The sequence below is a fragment of the Aegicerativicinus sediminis genome (genome assembly GCF_015476115.1).
Taxonomy (GTDB): Bacteria; Bacteroidota; Bacteroidia; order Flavobacteriales; family Flavobacteriaceae; genus Aegicerativicinus; species Aegicerativicinus sediminis.
Genome location: NZ_CP064295.1, coordinates 1,377,869 through 1,393,457, shown reverse-complemented (window position 1 = coordinate 1,393,457; position 15,589 = coordinate 1,377,869). Strand labels below are relative to the sequence as shown.

At 34.9% G+C, this 15,589-nt stretch carries 15 protein-coding genes; 2 read left to right on the top strand and 13 right to left on the bottom strand.

Annotated elements, in window-relative coordinates; all coding sequences use genetic code 11:
• Positions 1–65: 65 nt before the first annotated feature.
• Genes rfbD through ISU00_RS05875 form a run of 8 tightly spaced genes read right to left on the bottom strand, consistent with a single transcriptional unit; the run spans position 66 to position 8,527 of the window.
• Positions 66–914 carry a dTDP-4-dehydrorhamnose reductase gene (gene rfbD / locus ISU00_RS05910; RefSeq protein ID WP_228853126.1) on the bottom strand — a complete coding sequence of 283 codons (849 nt, stop codon included), beginning with the start codon at positions 912–914 and terminating at the stop codon, positions 66–68.
• Positions 911–1,459, bottom strand: a complete 549-nt coding sequence (gene rfbC, locus ISU00_RS05905; RefSeq protein ID WP_228853125.1) for a dTDP-4-dehydrorhamnose 3,5-epimerase — start codon at positions 1,457–1,459, stop codon at positions 911–913. Before rfbC ends, rfbD begins: the two co-directional genes overlap by 4 nt.
• Complete coding sequence (gene rfbA / locus ISU00_RS05900; protein ID WP_228853124.1) at positions 1,456–2,325, bottom strand: glucose-1-phosphate thymidylyltransferase RfbA; 870 nt, start codon at positions 2,323–2,325, stop codon at positions 1,456–1,458. The genes rfbC and rfbA overlap by 4 nt, the downstream gene beginning before the upstream one ends.
• A gap of 20 nt (positions 2,326–2,345) precedes the next feature.
• Entirely contained in the window at positions 2,346–3,365 is a 1,020-nt protein-coding gene (rfbB, locus tag ISU00_RS05895) for a dTDP-glucose 4,6-dehydratase (RefSeq protein WP_228853123.1), read from the bottom strand.
• On the bottom strand, positions 3,362–4,441 hold the full coding sequence (locus ISU00_RS05890; protein ID WP_228853122.1) for a hypothetical protein: 1,080 nt from the start codon (positions 4,439–4,441) through the stop codon (positions 3,362–3,364). Before ISU00_RS05890 ends, rfbB begins: the two co-directional genes overlap by 4 nt.
• Before the next feature lie 3 nt (positions 4,442–4,444).
• Complete coding sequence (locus ISU00_RS05885; RefSeq protein ID WP_228853121.1) at positions 4,445–6,133, bottom strand: DUF6909 family protein; 1,689 nt, start codon at positions 6,131–6,133, stop codon at positions 4,445–4,447.
• A gap of 28 nt (positions 6,134–6,161) precedes the next feature.
• Complete coding sequence (locus ISU00_RS05880; protein ID WP_228853120.1) at positions 6,162–7,664, bottom strand: GH3 auxin-responsive promoter family protein; 1,503 nt, start codon at positions 7,662–7,664, stop codon at positions 6,162–6,164.
• Complete coding sequence (locus ISU00_RS05875) at positions 7,664–8,527, bottom strand: M23 family metallopeptidase (RefSeq protein ID WP_228853119.1); 864 nt, start codon at positions 8,525–8,527, stop codon at positions 7,664–7,666. Before ISU00_RS05875 ends, ISU00_RS05880 begins: the two co-directional genes overlap by 1 nt.
• Before the next feature lie 111 nt (positions 8,528–8,638).
• Here ISU00_RS05875 and ISU00_RS05870 point away from each other — a divergent pair, with 111 nt between their 5' ends.
• The gene (locus tag ISU00_RS05870; RefSeq protein ID WP_228853118.1) at positions 8,639–8,824 is read left to right on the top strand and encodes a Sec-independent protein translocase subunit TatA/TatB; all 186 of its coding nucleotides are present in this window, start codon (positions 8,639–8,641) and stop codon (positions 8,822–8,824) included.
• A 34-nt stretch (positions 8,825–8,858) separates the two neighbouring features.
• On the opposite strand, the gene ISU00_RS05865 is transcribed toward ISU00_RS05870, so the two are convergent.
• From ISU00_RS05865 to ISU00_RS05855, 3 genes are all read right to left on the bottom strand, one after another.
• Positions 8,859–9,836: a DUF4837 family protein gene (locus ISU00_RS05865; protein ID WP_228853117.1), complete on the bottom strand. Its 978-nt coding sequence runs from the start codon at positions 9,834–9,836 to the stop codon at positions 8,859–8,861.
• An 18-nt stretch (positions 9,837–9,854) separates the two neighbouring features.
• Positions 9,855–11,447, bottom strand: coding sequence for a lytic transglycosylase domain-containing protein (locus ISU00_RS05860; protein WP_228853116.1), 1,593 nt, complete (start codon positions 11,445–11,447; stop codon positions 9,855–9,857).
• A gap of 64 nt (positions 11,448–11,511) precedes the next feature.
• Positions 11,512–12,699: a phosphoglycerate kinase gene (locus ISU00_RS05855; RefSeq protein ID WP_228853115.1), complete on the bottom strand. Its 1,188-nt coding sequence runs from the start codon at positions 12,697–12,699 to the stop codon at positions 11,512–11,514.
• 112 nt (positions 12,700–12,811) lie between these two features.
• Here ISU00_RS05855 and ISU00_RS05850 point away from each other — a divergent pair, with 112 nt between their 5' ends.
• Positions 12,812–13,966, top strand: coding sequence for a DNA polymerase III subunit (locus ISU00_RS05850; protein WP_228853114.1), 1,155 nt, complete (start codon positions 12,812–12,814; stop codon positions 13,964–13,966).
• A 33-nt stretch (positions 13,967–13,999) separates the two neighbouring features.
• Here the strand turns inward: ISU00_RS05850 and ISU00_RS05845 are convergent, their stop codons facing one another.
• Complete coding sequence (locus ISU00_RS05845) at positions 14,000–14,515, bottom strand: OmpH family outer membrane protein (RefSeq protein WP_228853113.1); 516 nt, start codon at positions 14,513–14,515, stop codon at positions 14,000–14,002.
• Positions 14,516–14,718: 203 nt separating this feature from the next.
• Positions 14,719–15,570 carry a class I SAM-dependent methyltransferase gene (locus ISU00_RS05840; protein WP_228853112.1) on the bottom strand — a complete coding sequence of 284 codons (852 nt, stop codon included), beginning with the start codon at positions 15,568–15,570 and terminating at the stop codon, positions 14,719–14,721.
• Positions 15,571–15,589 lie beyond the last annotated feature (19 nt).

Here is a 15,589-nt window from a genome sequence, read left to right as displayed (position 1 = left end):
GCAAATGTAGGGTTTTAAACCATATTATTAATTTATTATCCTACAAATTTAGTAGGGTAAATAAATTAATTAAGGATTTCCTTCATTGTACGGCTCAAACTTAACTGCCAAGGCACTAAATGATTATAAATAGATTTAACTTTTGTTGTGTTTAACACACTGTATTTGGGTCTTTTTGCCTTTGATGGATAGTTAAGAATTGCATTCAATTTATCTGAATTGTATTCTGGAAAATATTTAGAAATCTCAACAGCAAACTCATACCAATCGGTTTCTCCATTTCCGGTAAAATGATAAATACCGTATTCTGTAATTCTGTTTTCAACAAGAAATACAATAAATTCTGCCAAATCTAAGGCGCTAGTAGGGATTCCTTTTTGAGAAGTTATAATATTCAATTCTGAATTCTCTCGAATCTTCTTAGAAATAGATTTAACAAAATTATGCCCGAATGGACTGTAAAGCCATGACACACGAATAATAAAATAGTTTTCTAAGATTGCCCTTATATTCCTTTCTCCTTGTAGTTTTGAATCACCATAAACATTGATGGCTCCTACTTTATCTTCCTCTTTATATGGACGAGTACTTGAACCATCAAAAACATAATCCGTAGAGATGTGTATGAGTATACAATTATGATCCTTACAGACTCCAGCTAAATTTTTTACAGCTTCAGAATTGGCTAAATAGGCATCATCCTTATGATCTTCCGCACCATCCACATTAGTATAAGCGGCACAATTTACACAATAATCAAATTTGTTTTCTTCAAAAAGATTTCGTGTTTGCACAAAGTCGCAGATGTCTAATTCCTCCCTTGTAACAAAAAACCATTCATCTTCAGGTTTATTCAATACAAATTGAATGGATTGGCCCAACTGCCCCTTACTTCCAGTTACCAAAACTTTCATTTGGCCAAATATTCTTTTAATGTAGGCAAGTGTTTATCTTTATCTGAAAGAATTAATTTTTCTTCAGGAATTCTCCAATCAATGGCAATGTCTGGATCATTGTAAATTATTCCTCCTTCAGAATTCTTATTATAGAAATTATCACACTTGTATGAAAAGATTGTTTCATCCTCTAGCACAACAAAACCATGCGCAAAACCACGAGGAACATATAGTTGCTTGAAATTATCACCGCTCAATACCACAGACACATATTGTCCTAAAGTTTTAGAATTGGGCCTGAGATCTACACAAATATCTAAAACAGAGCCTTGTATAACCCTAACAAGTTTGGCTTGTGCATATCCTCCTTGTTGGAAATGTAACCCTCGCAAAACTCCAACTGATGATTTAGATTGGTTATCTTGTACAAATTGAGTTGCAATACCTGTTTTTTCGAAAAACGTTTGATTATTAAAAGTTTCAATGAAATACCCTCTTTCGTCCTTAAATATTCGGGGTGTAATTATGTAGCAGCCCTCAATTGAGGTTTCTTCAGCAATCATCTTCTGTGTTTAATAAGTCCCATTAGATTTACACCGTAACCACTCTTCATCAGGCTTTCAGCTAAGGCAACGAATCTTTCCTGATCTATAAAACCCATTTCATAAGCCGCAGCTTCAATAGATCCTATTTTTAAGCCCTGCCGTTGTTCAAGTACTTCCACAAACTGTGAAGCCTGCATTAATGATTGAAACGTACCTGTATCTAACCATGCCGTGCCTCGGTCTAAAACACTTACATTTAATTTGTTTTGCCTAAGATATTCCCTATTGACATCCGTAATTTCTAATTCGCCACGTCCACTTGGTTTAATGTTTTTTGCTATCTCAATAACCGTATTGTCATAAAAATAAATGCCAGGGACCGCATAATTAGATTTTGGTTCATTCGGCTTTTCTTCGATAGAAATTGCCTGTCCATTTTCATCAAACTCAACCACCCCATAACGCTCTGGATCATTTACCCTATATGCATAAATAATCCCGCCATCCGGATTATTATTCGCCTGAAGCAATTTAGAGAGTCCCGAACCATAAAAAATATTATCTCCCAATATTAGAGCTACTTTGTCAGTACCCACAAAATCTTCACCTATAATAAAAGCTTCTGCAAGCCCTCTTGGTTCTTCTTGTACAGCATATTCAAAAGTACATCCATACTTACTGCCATCGCCTAATAAATCCTTAAAAAGAGGCAGGTCTTTCGGAGTAGATATAATGAGAATTTCACGTATTCCAGAATACATTAGGGTGGATAATGGATAATAAATCATCGGTTTATCGTAAACAGGCATTAACTGTTTACTTATGGAAAGCGTAAGTGGATGAAGTCGAGTACCTGATCCTCCAGCTAAAATTATTCCTTTCATGTTAATTTGGGTATTAAATTTTAAACAGCTTTGGAAACGTATTTATCCAAGTACCATTCAATGGTTTTGCGAATACCTGATTCAAAGTTTTCATCTGCTTTCCAACCCAATTCACTCTCAAGTTTACTTGCGTCAATTGCATATCTAAAATCATGTCCAGGCCTATCTGTTACAAATTTAATTTGATTTTTATAAGAGCCGTTTTTAGGTTGAATTTCATCCAAGAGGTCACAAATTGTATTTGCTATATAAAGATTATTTCGTTCATTTCTGCCCCCAACATTATACGTTTCTCCAGATTTACCTTTTCTAAATGCTAAATCTATCCCCGTGCAATGATCCCTAACATACAACCAGTCTCTGATGTTTTTCCCATCACCATAAATTGGAATATTCTCTCCTGAAACAGCTTTCCTAATTATTGTAGGAATTAACTTTTCGTCATGCTGCTTTGGGCCATAATTGTTGGAGCAGTTAGTCGTGACAACATTTAATCCGTAAGTATGATGATAACTTCTTACAATGAAATCTGAGGAAGCTTTGGAAGCACTGTAAGGACTGTTAGGCGCATATGGTGTAGTTTCCTCGAACAATCCCGAATCTCCTAATGTACCATATACTTCATCTGTGGATATATGATGAAACCTTGATTCTTCAAAACCCACTTTTCCCTCAAAAGGACCGTGCATCCAATATCTGTAGGCATTGTTAATTAAATTAAACGTTCCAAAAACATTGGTTCTTATAAATGCATCTGGGTTTTTAATTGAATTATCAACATGTGACTCAGCGGCAAAATGAATCACATCTGTAATGTTATAATCTTTAAAAATGGATTCAACCAAATCAGAATCACAGATATCGCCTTTAATAAATGTATAATTCGGATTAGTTTCAACTTCCTTAAGATTTTCCAAATCTCCAGCATATGTCAATAAATCAAGATTGATTATTTTATCCTTCGGATATTCTTGTAAATAATATTCAATAAAATTTGAACCTATAAATCCCGCACCACCAGTAACTAAAATATTCTTCATTCAATTTTATTTTTATATCGCTCCAAGAAATTTAAGAAGGCCAAAATTAATAATATAACAAAGGCAACCAAAGTGAATACTATGGAATAGAAAATTGGAAGTGAAATGGATTTGCCAAAAAGATCCTTCTTATAATAAAGGGTTGACGCATCCTGATTCGATGAAACCACCTCAATAATATGAGATAAATCCTCTTTTTCTCTTTGAATTTCAACCAATTGCTTGCGTAATTCAATATCATTTAAATATAAATCATATTCCTTCGTCCCATTATCTTTAGAAGTATTATCAATAGTAACACTAGTTTGTGAACCCGACTTATTAGAGGCTTGTTCAATTAAAACCTTTTTATAAACATTTTGCAAGGAATCTGAGCGTTCCAAAGATTCCTTAAGTGAATTTTCTTCAGCTTCCAATTCACCTAAATCGCGCTTTTGGAGATCTTTAAAATATTCAATTGATTCTATCTTTTTGATAATTGAATTTAAGGCCGGTTTTGAAAGTCCTTTTTCAGAAAAATAAAAATCTATACTCTGAATTTTAAAATCTGAGTCATTTGAGTTTCTTACAAATGTTTTGAAGTCAATATGGGAGGCTGTAGAACTATCAATACTTTGTACATATTCATCGTATAATTTCAGCTTATCATTTTCATTTAGGGTAGAACTGACATCAAAACCCCTAATCTTTTCAGCCTGTTCCTCAGAAATTCCAAGTTGTTGGGAAAGTTCCTCGGCATCCCCATTCTTTATCAATTCATTATAAAAATCGATAAGACCATATAAATTTTTACCGGTATCATAGTTCTGTTGTATTAAGACAGTCGATTTGTAGATCGGGTCTCCTAAATTTTCTTTAATTAAACCGAAAACAAACCCAGAAACAACCACTGCCACAAAAATGAGTATGTGCTTTTTGATAAAAAATACCAACCAAACCAAACCAAGAAACAATCCAAAAAGAATTTTTCCGATAAATTGAAAAACCTTGTAAAAAAAGTTTCCTATGGCATTGAATAGTTGTCCTAAATCAACCTCCTCTTGATTTTGTTGGAGATTATTTGAAGATTGCTCCATTTCTTAACTGTTATAAATTTGTTCCAAAATTTTCTCGGTAATTAAATAGGTGGGTTTTACGCCTGAAAGCCCCAAACCACCAGAGGCCAAGGTGCTTCCTGTCTCAAGAGGATTATCACTCGCATAATAAGCATACCGCACTTTAACATCTTTTGCAATATTACACCTAATTTTTGATGCCGCCTGAATGGCTTTTTGGTAATGCGCTCCCTCCATTTCCAATCCTATCACATTCCAGGATGAATTATAGAAAAACTTCAATATCTCCTTATTCTGAAGTGAGGTTCCCAAAACAGTAATCATTGTTCCTTCGCAAACATCAATACCATAACCCTCTAAGTTTTTCTTTTTTAATTGATTCTTAATCGGATAATTATCTGCCGTACCTTCAAAAATATGGGCACGTGGAATCATTATGTCCCCTTTACCTCCCTCCAAGATTCCCGCCTTACCCATTATAGAAATTGATTTAACGTTTAAATGAATTTTTTTGCTGTCAACTTTTATCGGTTTCAGCAATTCATCCATGGTTTCATAGGCTTGTTCGCCAAAAGCATAATCCATAACCAGAATTACTGGTTTTTCATCTGTGTTTATACCATTGAATTCGGCTGGAGCCAAAGGCCAATTGAATTTTGAAGTGTCAAAGAGCTGAACATCTATATTAGTACCAGATGCATCTTCGATGTAAAACATTCCATTTTGTTTGGCGTGTTTGAAAACCTTATCTCGCAAACTTTGGTTCGAGTTATCACTCAAAGCTTCATAGACCTGCAATTCATCCTTGCCGGAAGTATATCTTTTTAATCCATTTTTTGCATATAGGGTATTCATAACACTATGCATGTTGGCGCTTATAATATGAATGGGTCGGGTTAACAAATTATTTTCCCTTAAAACCTCTTTGATACGATCCGCCCATATTTCACCATGTAAGTGATGACCTAATCTTTCTCTTAATACCGGACTAAAAGTTACAGTTCGCTTTTTATTATTTAAAGTTTCCTCGATCGCCAATTTTCCCAACCAATAAATGATATGTAACAGGCGGTCAGGATTTTCCTTTGATGTAAATTTGTTACGTGCAGCCGTTAATTCATTGAATGTTCTTCCTAAAATATTCGCCGTATGGGTAATAGCTACTTCTCGCTCTTTTTGGGTTAATTCCTCCTCCGATTTAATCGCCGCCTCTAACTTAACCCAATCCCTAGTAGTCGCCCCTTCCTCATCAATTAAAACACGTCTACTTATTTTATGCGATTCAACAAAAAGAAAGGTTAAATGTGTTAGAATGTCATAGATTTCCGAACGACCTCGAGTGATTTCTATATTCATTTGTTCCTCATCAATTCGATAGCAATTTCTACGTCGTTTCGGCGGAATAATTGGAATAAAATGAGAATTTTTATAGCCCTCTTCACTGGTGAGATTGATAAAAGTACACTCTTCTATACCATCGGGCAATCGATCAATAACATATAATAAACCTTCCAACTCAGCTTTATCTTCTGCTATGGAGCCATAAATCTCTGGTCGTAAAACCAAAAGTGATTCCCGCAGGGTCTCACCAGAAACTCCCATTGGTTTGTAAAAGCCCCGATTGAACAAATGCCTCATGGTAATGTACATCCTTTCAATAGCGTTAGAGCTTTCTTGGGCCCTTGTTCTGCCTTGTTTTTTTACTGAAGTCATTAAATATGTTTAACCGACAAATATAGGGTTATTTGGTCAAATTAAGACTTTCCAGCTCGTCTGCAATGCTTCGGTCGTTCGACAATCTTGGAAGTTTATTTTGGGCATCTTGCTTCCCTATAGATTTCATATAGATATTAAATCCATTCTTTTTTACTGAAGTTATTTTTAACGGTTGTAAAATATTCCCGGAAATCAAATCAAAATAATATGAATTTTGCTCTTGTAAGGATTTGTCTAAAATATCAGCAAACAAATTTAAATCATTAGGTTCCCTCTCAAACTCTATAAACCATTCATGGTAAGGCAAGCCTTCAACTGGGGTAATTTGTGGTGCAACTGTAAATTCTGTGATAGAAGATTGCATTTCCTCTAGGCCCTTTTTCATTGCTATCTCTACCTCCTTAGATATTACATGCTCTCCGAAAGCAGAAATAAAATGTTTTATCCTCCCTGTAACAATTAGCCTATAGGGCTTTAAACAGGTAAATTTAATGGTATCTCCAACATTATAGGCCCATAATCCAGCATTGGAAGAAACAATCATGACGTAATTAACATCTAATTCTACCTGTTCAATGGTTAATCTTTTGGGGTTATCTTGAAAAAAATCTTCTGCTTTAACAAACTCGTAGAAAATTCCCGAATTCAAGAGCAACAACATACCTTTTTCAGATTGTTTGTCTTGAAATGCAAAAAATCCCTCTGAAGCCGGAAATAACTCAATACTATCTACCTTTTTGCCAATTAATTGTTGAAATTTCTTGCGATAAGGATCAAAATTAACGCCACCATAAATAAAAAGATTAAAATGGGGGAACACTTCTGAAATTGGCTTTCCAGTTTTTTCAATGATTTTTTCAAAATACATTTGAACCCAAGGTGGAATCCCGGAAATAACCGTCATATCCTCCCGTATTGTTTCCTCAACTATTGCATCAACCTTTTTCTCCCAATCTTCAATACAATTTGTATCCCAACTTGGCAATCTGTTTTTCTGTAAATAAGATGGGACATAATGTGCTACAATTCCAGATAGACGACCTAATTTTATACCGTTCTTCTCAATTAATTCAGGGCTTCCTTGTAAAAAAATCATTTTACCATCAACAAAGCCTGTATTACCCGTTTCTGCCAAATATAAAAGAATTGCATTGCGAGCGGCCTCTATATGATGAGGCATACTTTCTCTGGTGATTGGGATGTATTTGGTTCCAGATGTTGTGCCTGAAGTCTTTGCAAAATACAACGGTTTTCCAGGCCAAAGAATATTATCCTGACCTTCAACAACTAGATTTATATGAGGTTTTAAATCTTCATAATCACGTATTGGCACATGTCTGCAAAAGTCTTGATGTGTCTTAATAGCTTCAAAATGATGCTCTTTCCCAAACCTTGTGTTAGCTCCTTTTTCAATGAGTCGCCTAAAAACCTTTTGCTGAGTTTTAATTGGTTGACTGGACCAATTGTGTGTTTTCCGCTGAATGTACGTGGCAAACACTTTTGCCAATATCTGTTTTAGTGAAGCCATCAGTTAAAGTCGATAAAATTTGTGGGGTCCACAGGGTATCCTCTGTTCCACAATTCAAAATGCAGATGTGGCCCTGAGGTAAATTCCCCTAAATTTCCAGTCATAGCGACAACCTCTCCAGCTTTTACCAAATCACCCTGTTCCTTTGTTAAGGTTGCATTGTGTTTATAAACAGATATTAACTCGTTACTGTGTTCAATAATTACAACATACCCTGTTTCAGCTGTCCATTCGGCAAAAATTACAGTGCCGTCAGCAGTTGCTTTAACAGGTGTGTTCTCGGGCACAGCAATATCCACAGCGAAATGCTTTTTTTCTACATTATACGTTTCTGAAATGGGGCCGCTCACGGGAGGGAAAAGCACAAAATTATTCGAAATGGCAGAATCGAAAAGATTGTATTTATCCTCTTTGTCCACTATTTCACGTAAAATAGAATCTTCTTTTGTCGGCTCTAGATTTAATTGTTGTGCCTCCAGATTTGCAGCTTGGATTATGGAGTCCTTATTAAATTCTGCTGTTTGAACATCACCCGTTAACACCCTTTTAATTGAGGCATAATAAATTTCATTAGCCTCCAAAACTTGTTGCAGCGAGTCTGTCTTTATTTCCAATTCTGTGGCTTGGCGTTTTAATGAAGTTGATGAATAACCGGGTATGTACTCTCTTAGCGACGTGAATGCTATCAACAGAATTGTGCCAATCACCAATACAATAGCCGTCAAGGAAATAATGACAAAGACATTCAAGCGGGTTAATTTTACCGCAAATTTCTCTTCAAAAGTATCCTCGTTTAAAATTACGAGTCGATACTTATGAAGTAATTTCTTCGTAAACTTCTTCTGTTTTTTGCCTTTGGCCATAGTTCACAAAAATAATTAATATAAAAGTTACTTTTATTGAAGATATTAAAGTTGAGGTTTCAACGTTAATTTTAAAGTTTAATTACTAATTTTGCTTCAAATTAACACATTATGAGTTTGTATATGATACCCCTAGTAATCGGATGGCCGCAAATAGTTTTAATCGCCATCGTTGTGTTATTAATTTTTGGAGGGAAAAAAATCCCCGAATTGATGAGAGGACTTGGAAGCGGAATTAAAGAATTTAAGGACGCAAGTAAAGAAGACGATAAGAAAACTACTGAAGAAAAAAGTTAATAAAAAAAATCCGGCAAATGCCGGATTTTTAATTTTAATTAAATTTTATTGATTTAATAATAGATTCCAACTCAAACATATTGTCGCGTTTATCCACTGACGGTGCATATACATAACCTTCAGCCACTAGATAACGCTTTTGTTCCCTATCCTCGATTAGATAATTTACAAAGGGACCAGACATAAAAGCGTTCTTCACATCCCACAATCCTTTTGTTATAACTACTAAATGTCCATCTAACGTGCCATCAAATTTGTAAGGGGCGTAACCTTCATCGGTGATCATGTATGATCCTTCAAGAGGACCTTCTATATGCTGGTGACCAATTGAATCGCGCATTCTTATAATATCTTTTACTACACTGTCATTAAGATGAATTCTATCTAAAGGTAGTTCATATAACATTAAATCCATGGTGCCATTTCTAATGTCTTTTCTTATCCAAAAGAAATCTTCCTCTTGTTTAGCTATCCTATATGCGGTAGGGAATTTAATACTTATACCTAAATTGTTTTTAATAGGTTCAATATCAAAAAGTGAAAGGCTTATACGACGTTGCTGTTCTTTCACTTCTTCTTTTTTATAGGCATCAACAATTTTGTCAGCATTATTCTTTAATTGATTGATTATTTCGCCATCAGTATTTCCGGTTATCAATACAAGAGTTTGCGGTTTTGCATACACATCCTTCCTAATTACGGTGTTAGGTGATTCGCCCTTTTTTATCAGAAGAATAATCCTGCTTTTTGTTGTAAAGTCTGAAAATACTTGTGGTGGCATTTGATTAATTGAAAACAAAGGTTCGTCAATTGAAAGACCCTCAACCGGTGCCGCAATCACTTCGCGAATTGCTTCACCGACATTATTTTCCCAAAGTAAATTGTCCACTACTACAGACAAACTATTAATATTTCCAGAAGATGAAGACAGTAGCCTACCGTTCTTTGATTTTTCCTTGCCGCAAGACATTAGGGCCAAAAAAGCCAGAATAACAATGAAGATCCGATTCATTAAGTTTTGATTTAAAAATTATTTTGAGACGATGAGTTTCATCCCCACTTTCAAATTAGTGCCACTAATATTGTTCCATTCTTTAATATTTTGAACAGAAATTCCTGGAAATTTTTGGGAGATACTCCAAAGAGAATCCCCACTTTGCACTTGATACACTTTTTTTCCAGAGGTATTTGTAACAGTTTTTGCAGGAGATTGGCTAACAGAAGCGGTTGTAGTAACTGGTTTTCGAGGATAAACAATAAGTCTTTGACCAATGTTTATATTATTACTTCTCAATCCATTCCATTGCTTCAACTGGCTTACCCGAACACCATAAATCCGTGCAATTTTTCCTAGATAATCGCCAGACCTAACCCTATATGTAACCTTACTTTCGGCTTCAAAAAGCTTGGGTAATGGTTTCTCGCGTTTGTCAAATTCCTGCTGGGCGTATGCATAAATCTTTTCTTCATTGGCCACAAATAATCCCACTAATTCTCGCGGAAGTCTTAAAGTGTAGTTTTCCCCTTTTATATAAGGAATTATATCCAATTTATAAGATGGATTTAAGAATTGTAGTTGTTCAACCGGAATTTTGAGTAATTCAGAAATTTGATCAAAAGTGATCATTTGTTTCACATGAATAGTATCTGTTTCTACATAATTTATTTCTGGCTTTACCTTTTCAAATCCATGCTCCTCTGCATATTCAAATATGTACATGGTAGCCAAAAATGCGGGCAGGTAACCAGCTGTTTCCCTTGGTAAAAAAGGACGGATATTCCAATAATTTTCATATCCTCCAGACCTTCTTATTGCTTTGGTAACGTTGCCAGGACCACTATTATATGCAGCTAGGACTAAATCCCAATCTCCAAATATTTCATATAATCTAGATAAAAACTTAGTGGCTGCTTCTGTAGATTTGTCTGGATCACTGCGCTCATCTACATAGCTGCTCACGTCTAAACCATACATTTTTCCTGTACTAAACATAAATTGCCAAAGACCTGTCGCCCCCACCCTAGACTTTGCCCTTGGTTTTAATGCCGACTCAACAATAGACAAATATTTAACTTCTAAGGGAATATCATGGTTATCTAAAGATTGTTCGAACATTGGGAAATAATAACGGCTTAGAGCCATTAATTTTTGAAGGGATTGCCTACGGTATTTCAAATAAGATTTAATAACACTTTCTAAGGAAGGATTGTATTCCACATTAAATGGAGTTCTAGAATTCAACTCAGCCAATCGGGCTTTTAGGGTGTCTGTGGGCAGTTCAGGGTATTCAACCTCCTCATCAAAGTTTAATTCAGAAACCGATTTATAAATACTATCGAACAAGGAATTTGAATATAGCTCATCCCACCATTTGGCATCAAACTCATAGGCCTCCAGATGATCCTCCAAATTTATACGCCACAGCGAATCATTTTCAGCTTCAATTTTCAAACTTTTTAAGCTAACTCCATCAATAATGGAATCATTTAAAAAATCACTTTCAGGTGTGTTAATTGCATTCTGTGAAATAGTATCCTGTTTTTGTTTGGAATTTTCCTGACCAAAAATGGATGTGTTTAAAGCTAAAAACAATACACAACAAAGCCTTATAGTCTTGTTCATTTAAAAAAGGTTTCTTTCAAAACGATTAGAAGTGAAGTTTGTTATCGTCTTTCTGCAATAATTATTAATCTAATATGGCTGCAATACCAGGAAGAGTAATGCCTTCTAGACTTTCTAACATTGCTCCACCTCCTGTGCTAACATAGCTCATTTGATCTTCAAAACCAAACTCCTTAACTGCTGCAACTGAGTCACCACCACCTACAAGTGAAAAGGAACCATTTTTGGTTGCTTCTGCGATAAAATTGCCCAATGCAATCGTTCCTTTTGCAAAATTCTCCATTTCAAATACCCCAAGAGGACCATTCCAAAGGATAGTTTTAGCCCTATTGACGACTTTTTCAAAATTTGCCAAAGTTTGTGGGCCGGCATCCAAGCCTTGCCATCCATCCGGAATATGATAAACATCAACAATTTGTGTGTCGGCATCGTTTTTAAATGCATTAGCTGCAATAACATCTACGGGTAGGTGAACGTTTACATTTTTTGATTTTGCCTTATCTAGTATATCTAAAGCCAAATCTAATTTATCATCTTCACAGATAGAATCACCTATTTGTCCACCTTTTGCTTTAATAAACGTAAACGTCATTCCGCCTCCCAAAATAAGATCATCAACCTTATCCAGAATATTTTCTATAATGGTAATTTTTGTGGACACTTTAGCGCCTCCAAGAATTGCCAATACTGGTTTCTCGCCAGTGGTCATGACTTTTTCGATGCTTTTTATTTCTTGTGCCAATAGATATCCAAAACATTTTTTATTTGGAAAGAACTGAGCGATAATTGTAGTTGAAGCATGGGCCCTGTGAGCTGTCCCAAAAGCATCATTCACATAAATGTCGCCTAATTTGGAGAGCTTCTCAGCAAACTCTTTATCGCCTGAAGTCTCTTCATTATAGAATCTAAGGTTTTCAAGCATCAAAATTTGACCTGGCTCCAAGGCAGCAGCGACATTTTCAACTTGTTCCCCAATACAATCAGGAACAAACTTAACTTCCACACCTAATTCGTCTTCAACTGCATTTAATATATGTTTTAAAGAATATTTTTCTTCAAATCCTTTTGGGCGGCCTAGGTGGGACATTAAAATGCAACTACCGCCGTCCTCTAAAATTTTAATAATGGTTGGTTTAGCAGCCTTAATCCTAGAGTTATCAGTTACCTCAAAATTTTCATTGAGAGGCACGTTAAAGTCAACTCTAATTAATGCTTTTTTATTTTCAAAATTAAAATCGTCTATAGTTATCATTGTAGCTTAATTTAAAGGAGTTACAAAAGTAACAATTTAAACAGCTTAATGGGATGTCAATTATCCGATTATCATCTTGAACTAAAAGATTATATTACTCTATATTTATGCCATGCTTTTTAAAGACGTTTTAGGCTTACCGCATATAAAATCCCATCTTACTAAAAGTGCCGATTTGGGAAGAATTCCTCATGCCCAATTATTCGTCGGGCCTGAGGGTTGTGGCACTTTACCTATGGCAATTGCTTATGCTCGATATTTACTTTGCAATAATGTAGACGGGGAGAACACAGGGGGTAATCCGTCCTGTAATTTGAAATTTGACAATCTATCTCATCCCGATTTGCATTTTGTATTTCCTGTTGCTACAAATGATAAAATAAAGAAACATCCAGTTTCTTCAATGTTTATGGACGAATGGCGGCAACTCCTTAAAGAACAACCTTACGGAAATCTATTTGATTGGTATCAAATTATTGGGATTGAGAACAAACAAGGATTGATTAGTGTAGATGAAGCACAGGATATTGTAAAAGCGCTTTCCCTAAAATCTTATGAAGGGGGTTATAAGGTGATGATAATTTGGATGGCTGAAAAAATGAATACCCAAACAGCAAACAAATTATTGAAACTTATTGAAGAACCCCCGCAAAAAACCGTGTTTCTTCTAATTTGTGAGGAGGAGCAACAGATCCTTAAAACAATTCGGTCCAGGTGCCAAATTCTACACTTTCCTTCCTTAGCTGAAACAGATATAATCGAAGGCTTAAAGAAAAACTTTCAACTAGATGATGGGGTTGCCCAAAACATTGCACAACAAGCTCATGGAAATTTTAATAAAGCATGCGATTTAGTTTACCAAGACTCTGAGGATCAAAAGTTTGAAGAATGGTTTATTCAATGGGTTCGTGCTGCATTTAGAGCCAAGGGAAATAAGGGGGCTATACATGATTTAATGAATTGGAGTGAAGATATTGCCAAAAACGGAAGGGAAATTCAAAAACAATTTTTGCTTTATTGCCTAGATTTTTTCAGGCAGGCTATTTTAATGAACTACCAAATTGATAACATGGTCTATTTACAGCCTGTTTCAGCCAACTTTAAATTGGAAAAATTTGCCCCATTTATTCATGAGGGTAATATTGTTCCCATATCAACCGAGATACAGGACGCTTATTACCATGTTGAAAGAAATGGAAATTCTAAAATTATCTTTTCAGATTTGTCCATTAAACTCACCAGGTTATTACATAAAAAAGCCGGGTAGAAACCCAGCCTTAAGTATTTGTTAAAACTAATTTTATTTTTTGGAGTAGCTGTCGTTTAGTTCTTTCAGAATTTCATCCGTTAAATCCAATGCTTCTTGTCCATACATAACAGATCCTGCTTCATTGCTGCCCAATATATAGGTGTAACCATTATCCTCGCCGTATTTCTTAATGAACGATTTAATCTTCTTAACAAGAGAATCATTTTGAGATTGACTTTCGCTTGAAATCTGTTGTTGCTCAAATTGTATTCTTTGACTTATCAATTGTTCTTTCTGCTGAAATTCTTGTTGAAGTTTTTGTAATTCAGACTGAGACATTTTTGAAGCTCTCATTTCTGCTTCCTTAATTTCAAGTTGCCATGCCTTTCCCAAACTATCTCTTCTCTTTTCAAAGGCTGAAATTTTTGTTTGTAATTTTGATTCAACATCCTTCTTCTCCTGATATTCATTTACAAGTTTAGAATTATCCACAAACCCAATTTTGGCAGGTTTCTCACAAGAAGATAAAATCATTAAAACCAAAACAAACACAAATAAATTCTTCATTGTATAATTTTTAAAAGTTGTGCAAATGTAAAATAAAGATTGATTGGTGGAAGTAAAAATCAACTATAGATAAACTTTATCAAAAATTCAAAAGCTATAAATTTTAAAAATAAAAAGCAGGCCGTTTATAGGCCGTTTAGGCCGTTTTCAATAAAAGATAAAACATTTTCCTTTTGTTGACGTTAGAAACGCCTTAAATAGGCTTATATGTCAATTTTCCGGAATAAATAGGTCAATGATGAATATTCGCCAGTTTTTCTAGCAGACATATTTGATTTAAACCCTTTTATCAACCCTTTTAATAATGGAAACGCAGAAGACTTATATTTTTCTGAAAGTATGCTTACATAAAAGGAGTCCATAAGCATTGGATAAATTTTAACTAATTCAAATCCGTTTGATTCAAACAATTGCACAACGCTGTCTTTTGAAAAATGCCATAAATGTCTAGGAACATCGTAAGCGGCCCAATAAGATTGGTAATGGTTAGCGTCCCATGATTTATAATTTGGAACTGCTATTACCGCTAACCCATCTTTAACTAATAAATCTGCAATCTCTTTTGCTTGTTTAATTGGATCATACATATGCTCTAAAACATGCCACATTGAAATACAACTAAATCTGGTTTCAATTCCGTTTAAGGATTGGTCAGGAGCAATTACATTATTAGAAATTTTGGAGTTTGCTATTTTTCTAGCCTCCTCATTCGGCTCTACTCCTTTTACCTTCCATCCAGAATTTTTCATTTCCTCCAAAAAATCACCTGTCCCACATCCAATATCCAACACTAGTTTGTCTTCTATCTCAAAATGTTTTTCAATAATTTTTCGTTTCCAAATTAGATTATAACTTCTAACTAAATGATAAAGTTTTTCAATAAAGGTCTTATTTCTATCAGTATGAGAAATGTAATTATCAGACTCATAATACTCCCCTATTAATTCTATTGATGGTTTCGGACAAGTCTCTAAACAATTAAGATCATTGTTCCATTGCAACTCAAAAAGTTCTTTGCTTACGGAGTGATCTATAACCTTAAGTAATGACTGCATTGATCTTAAAATTGGAATG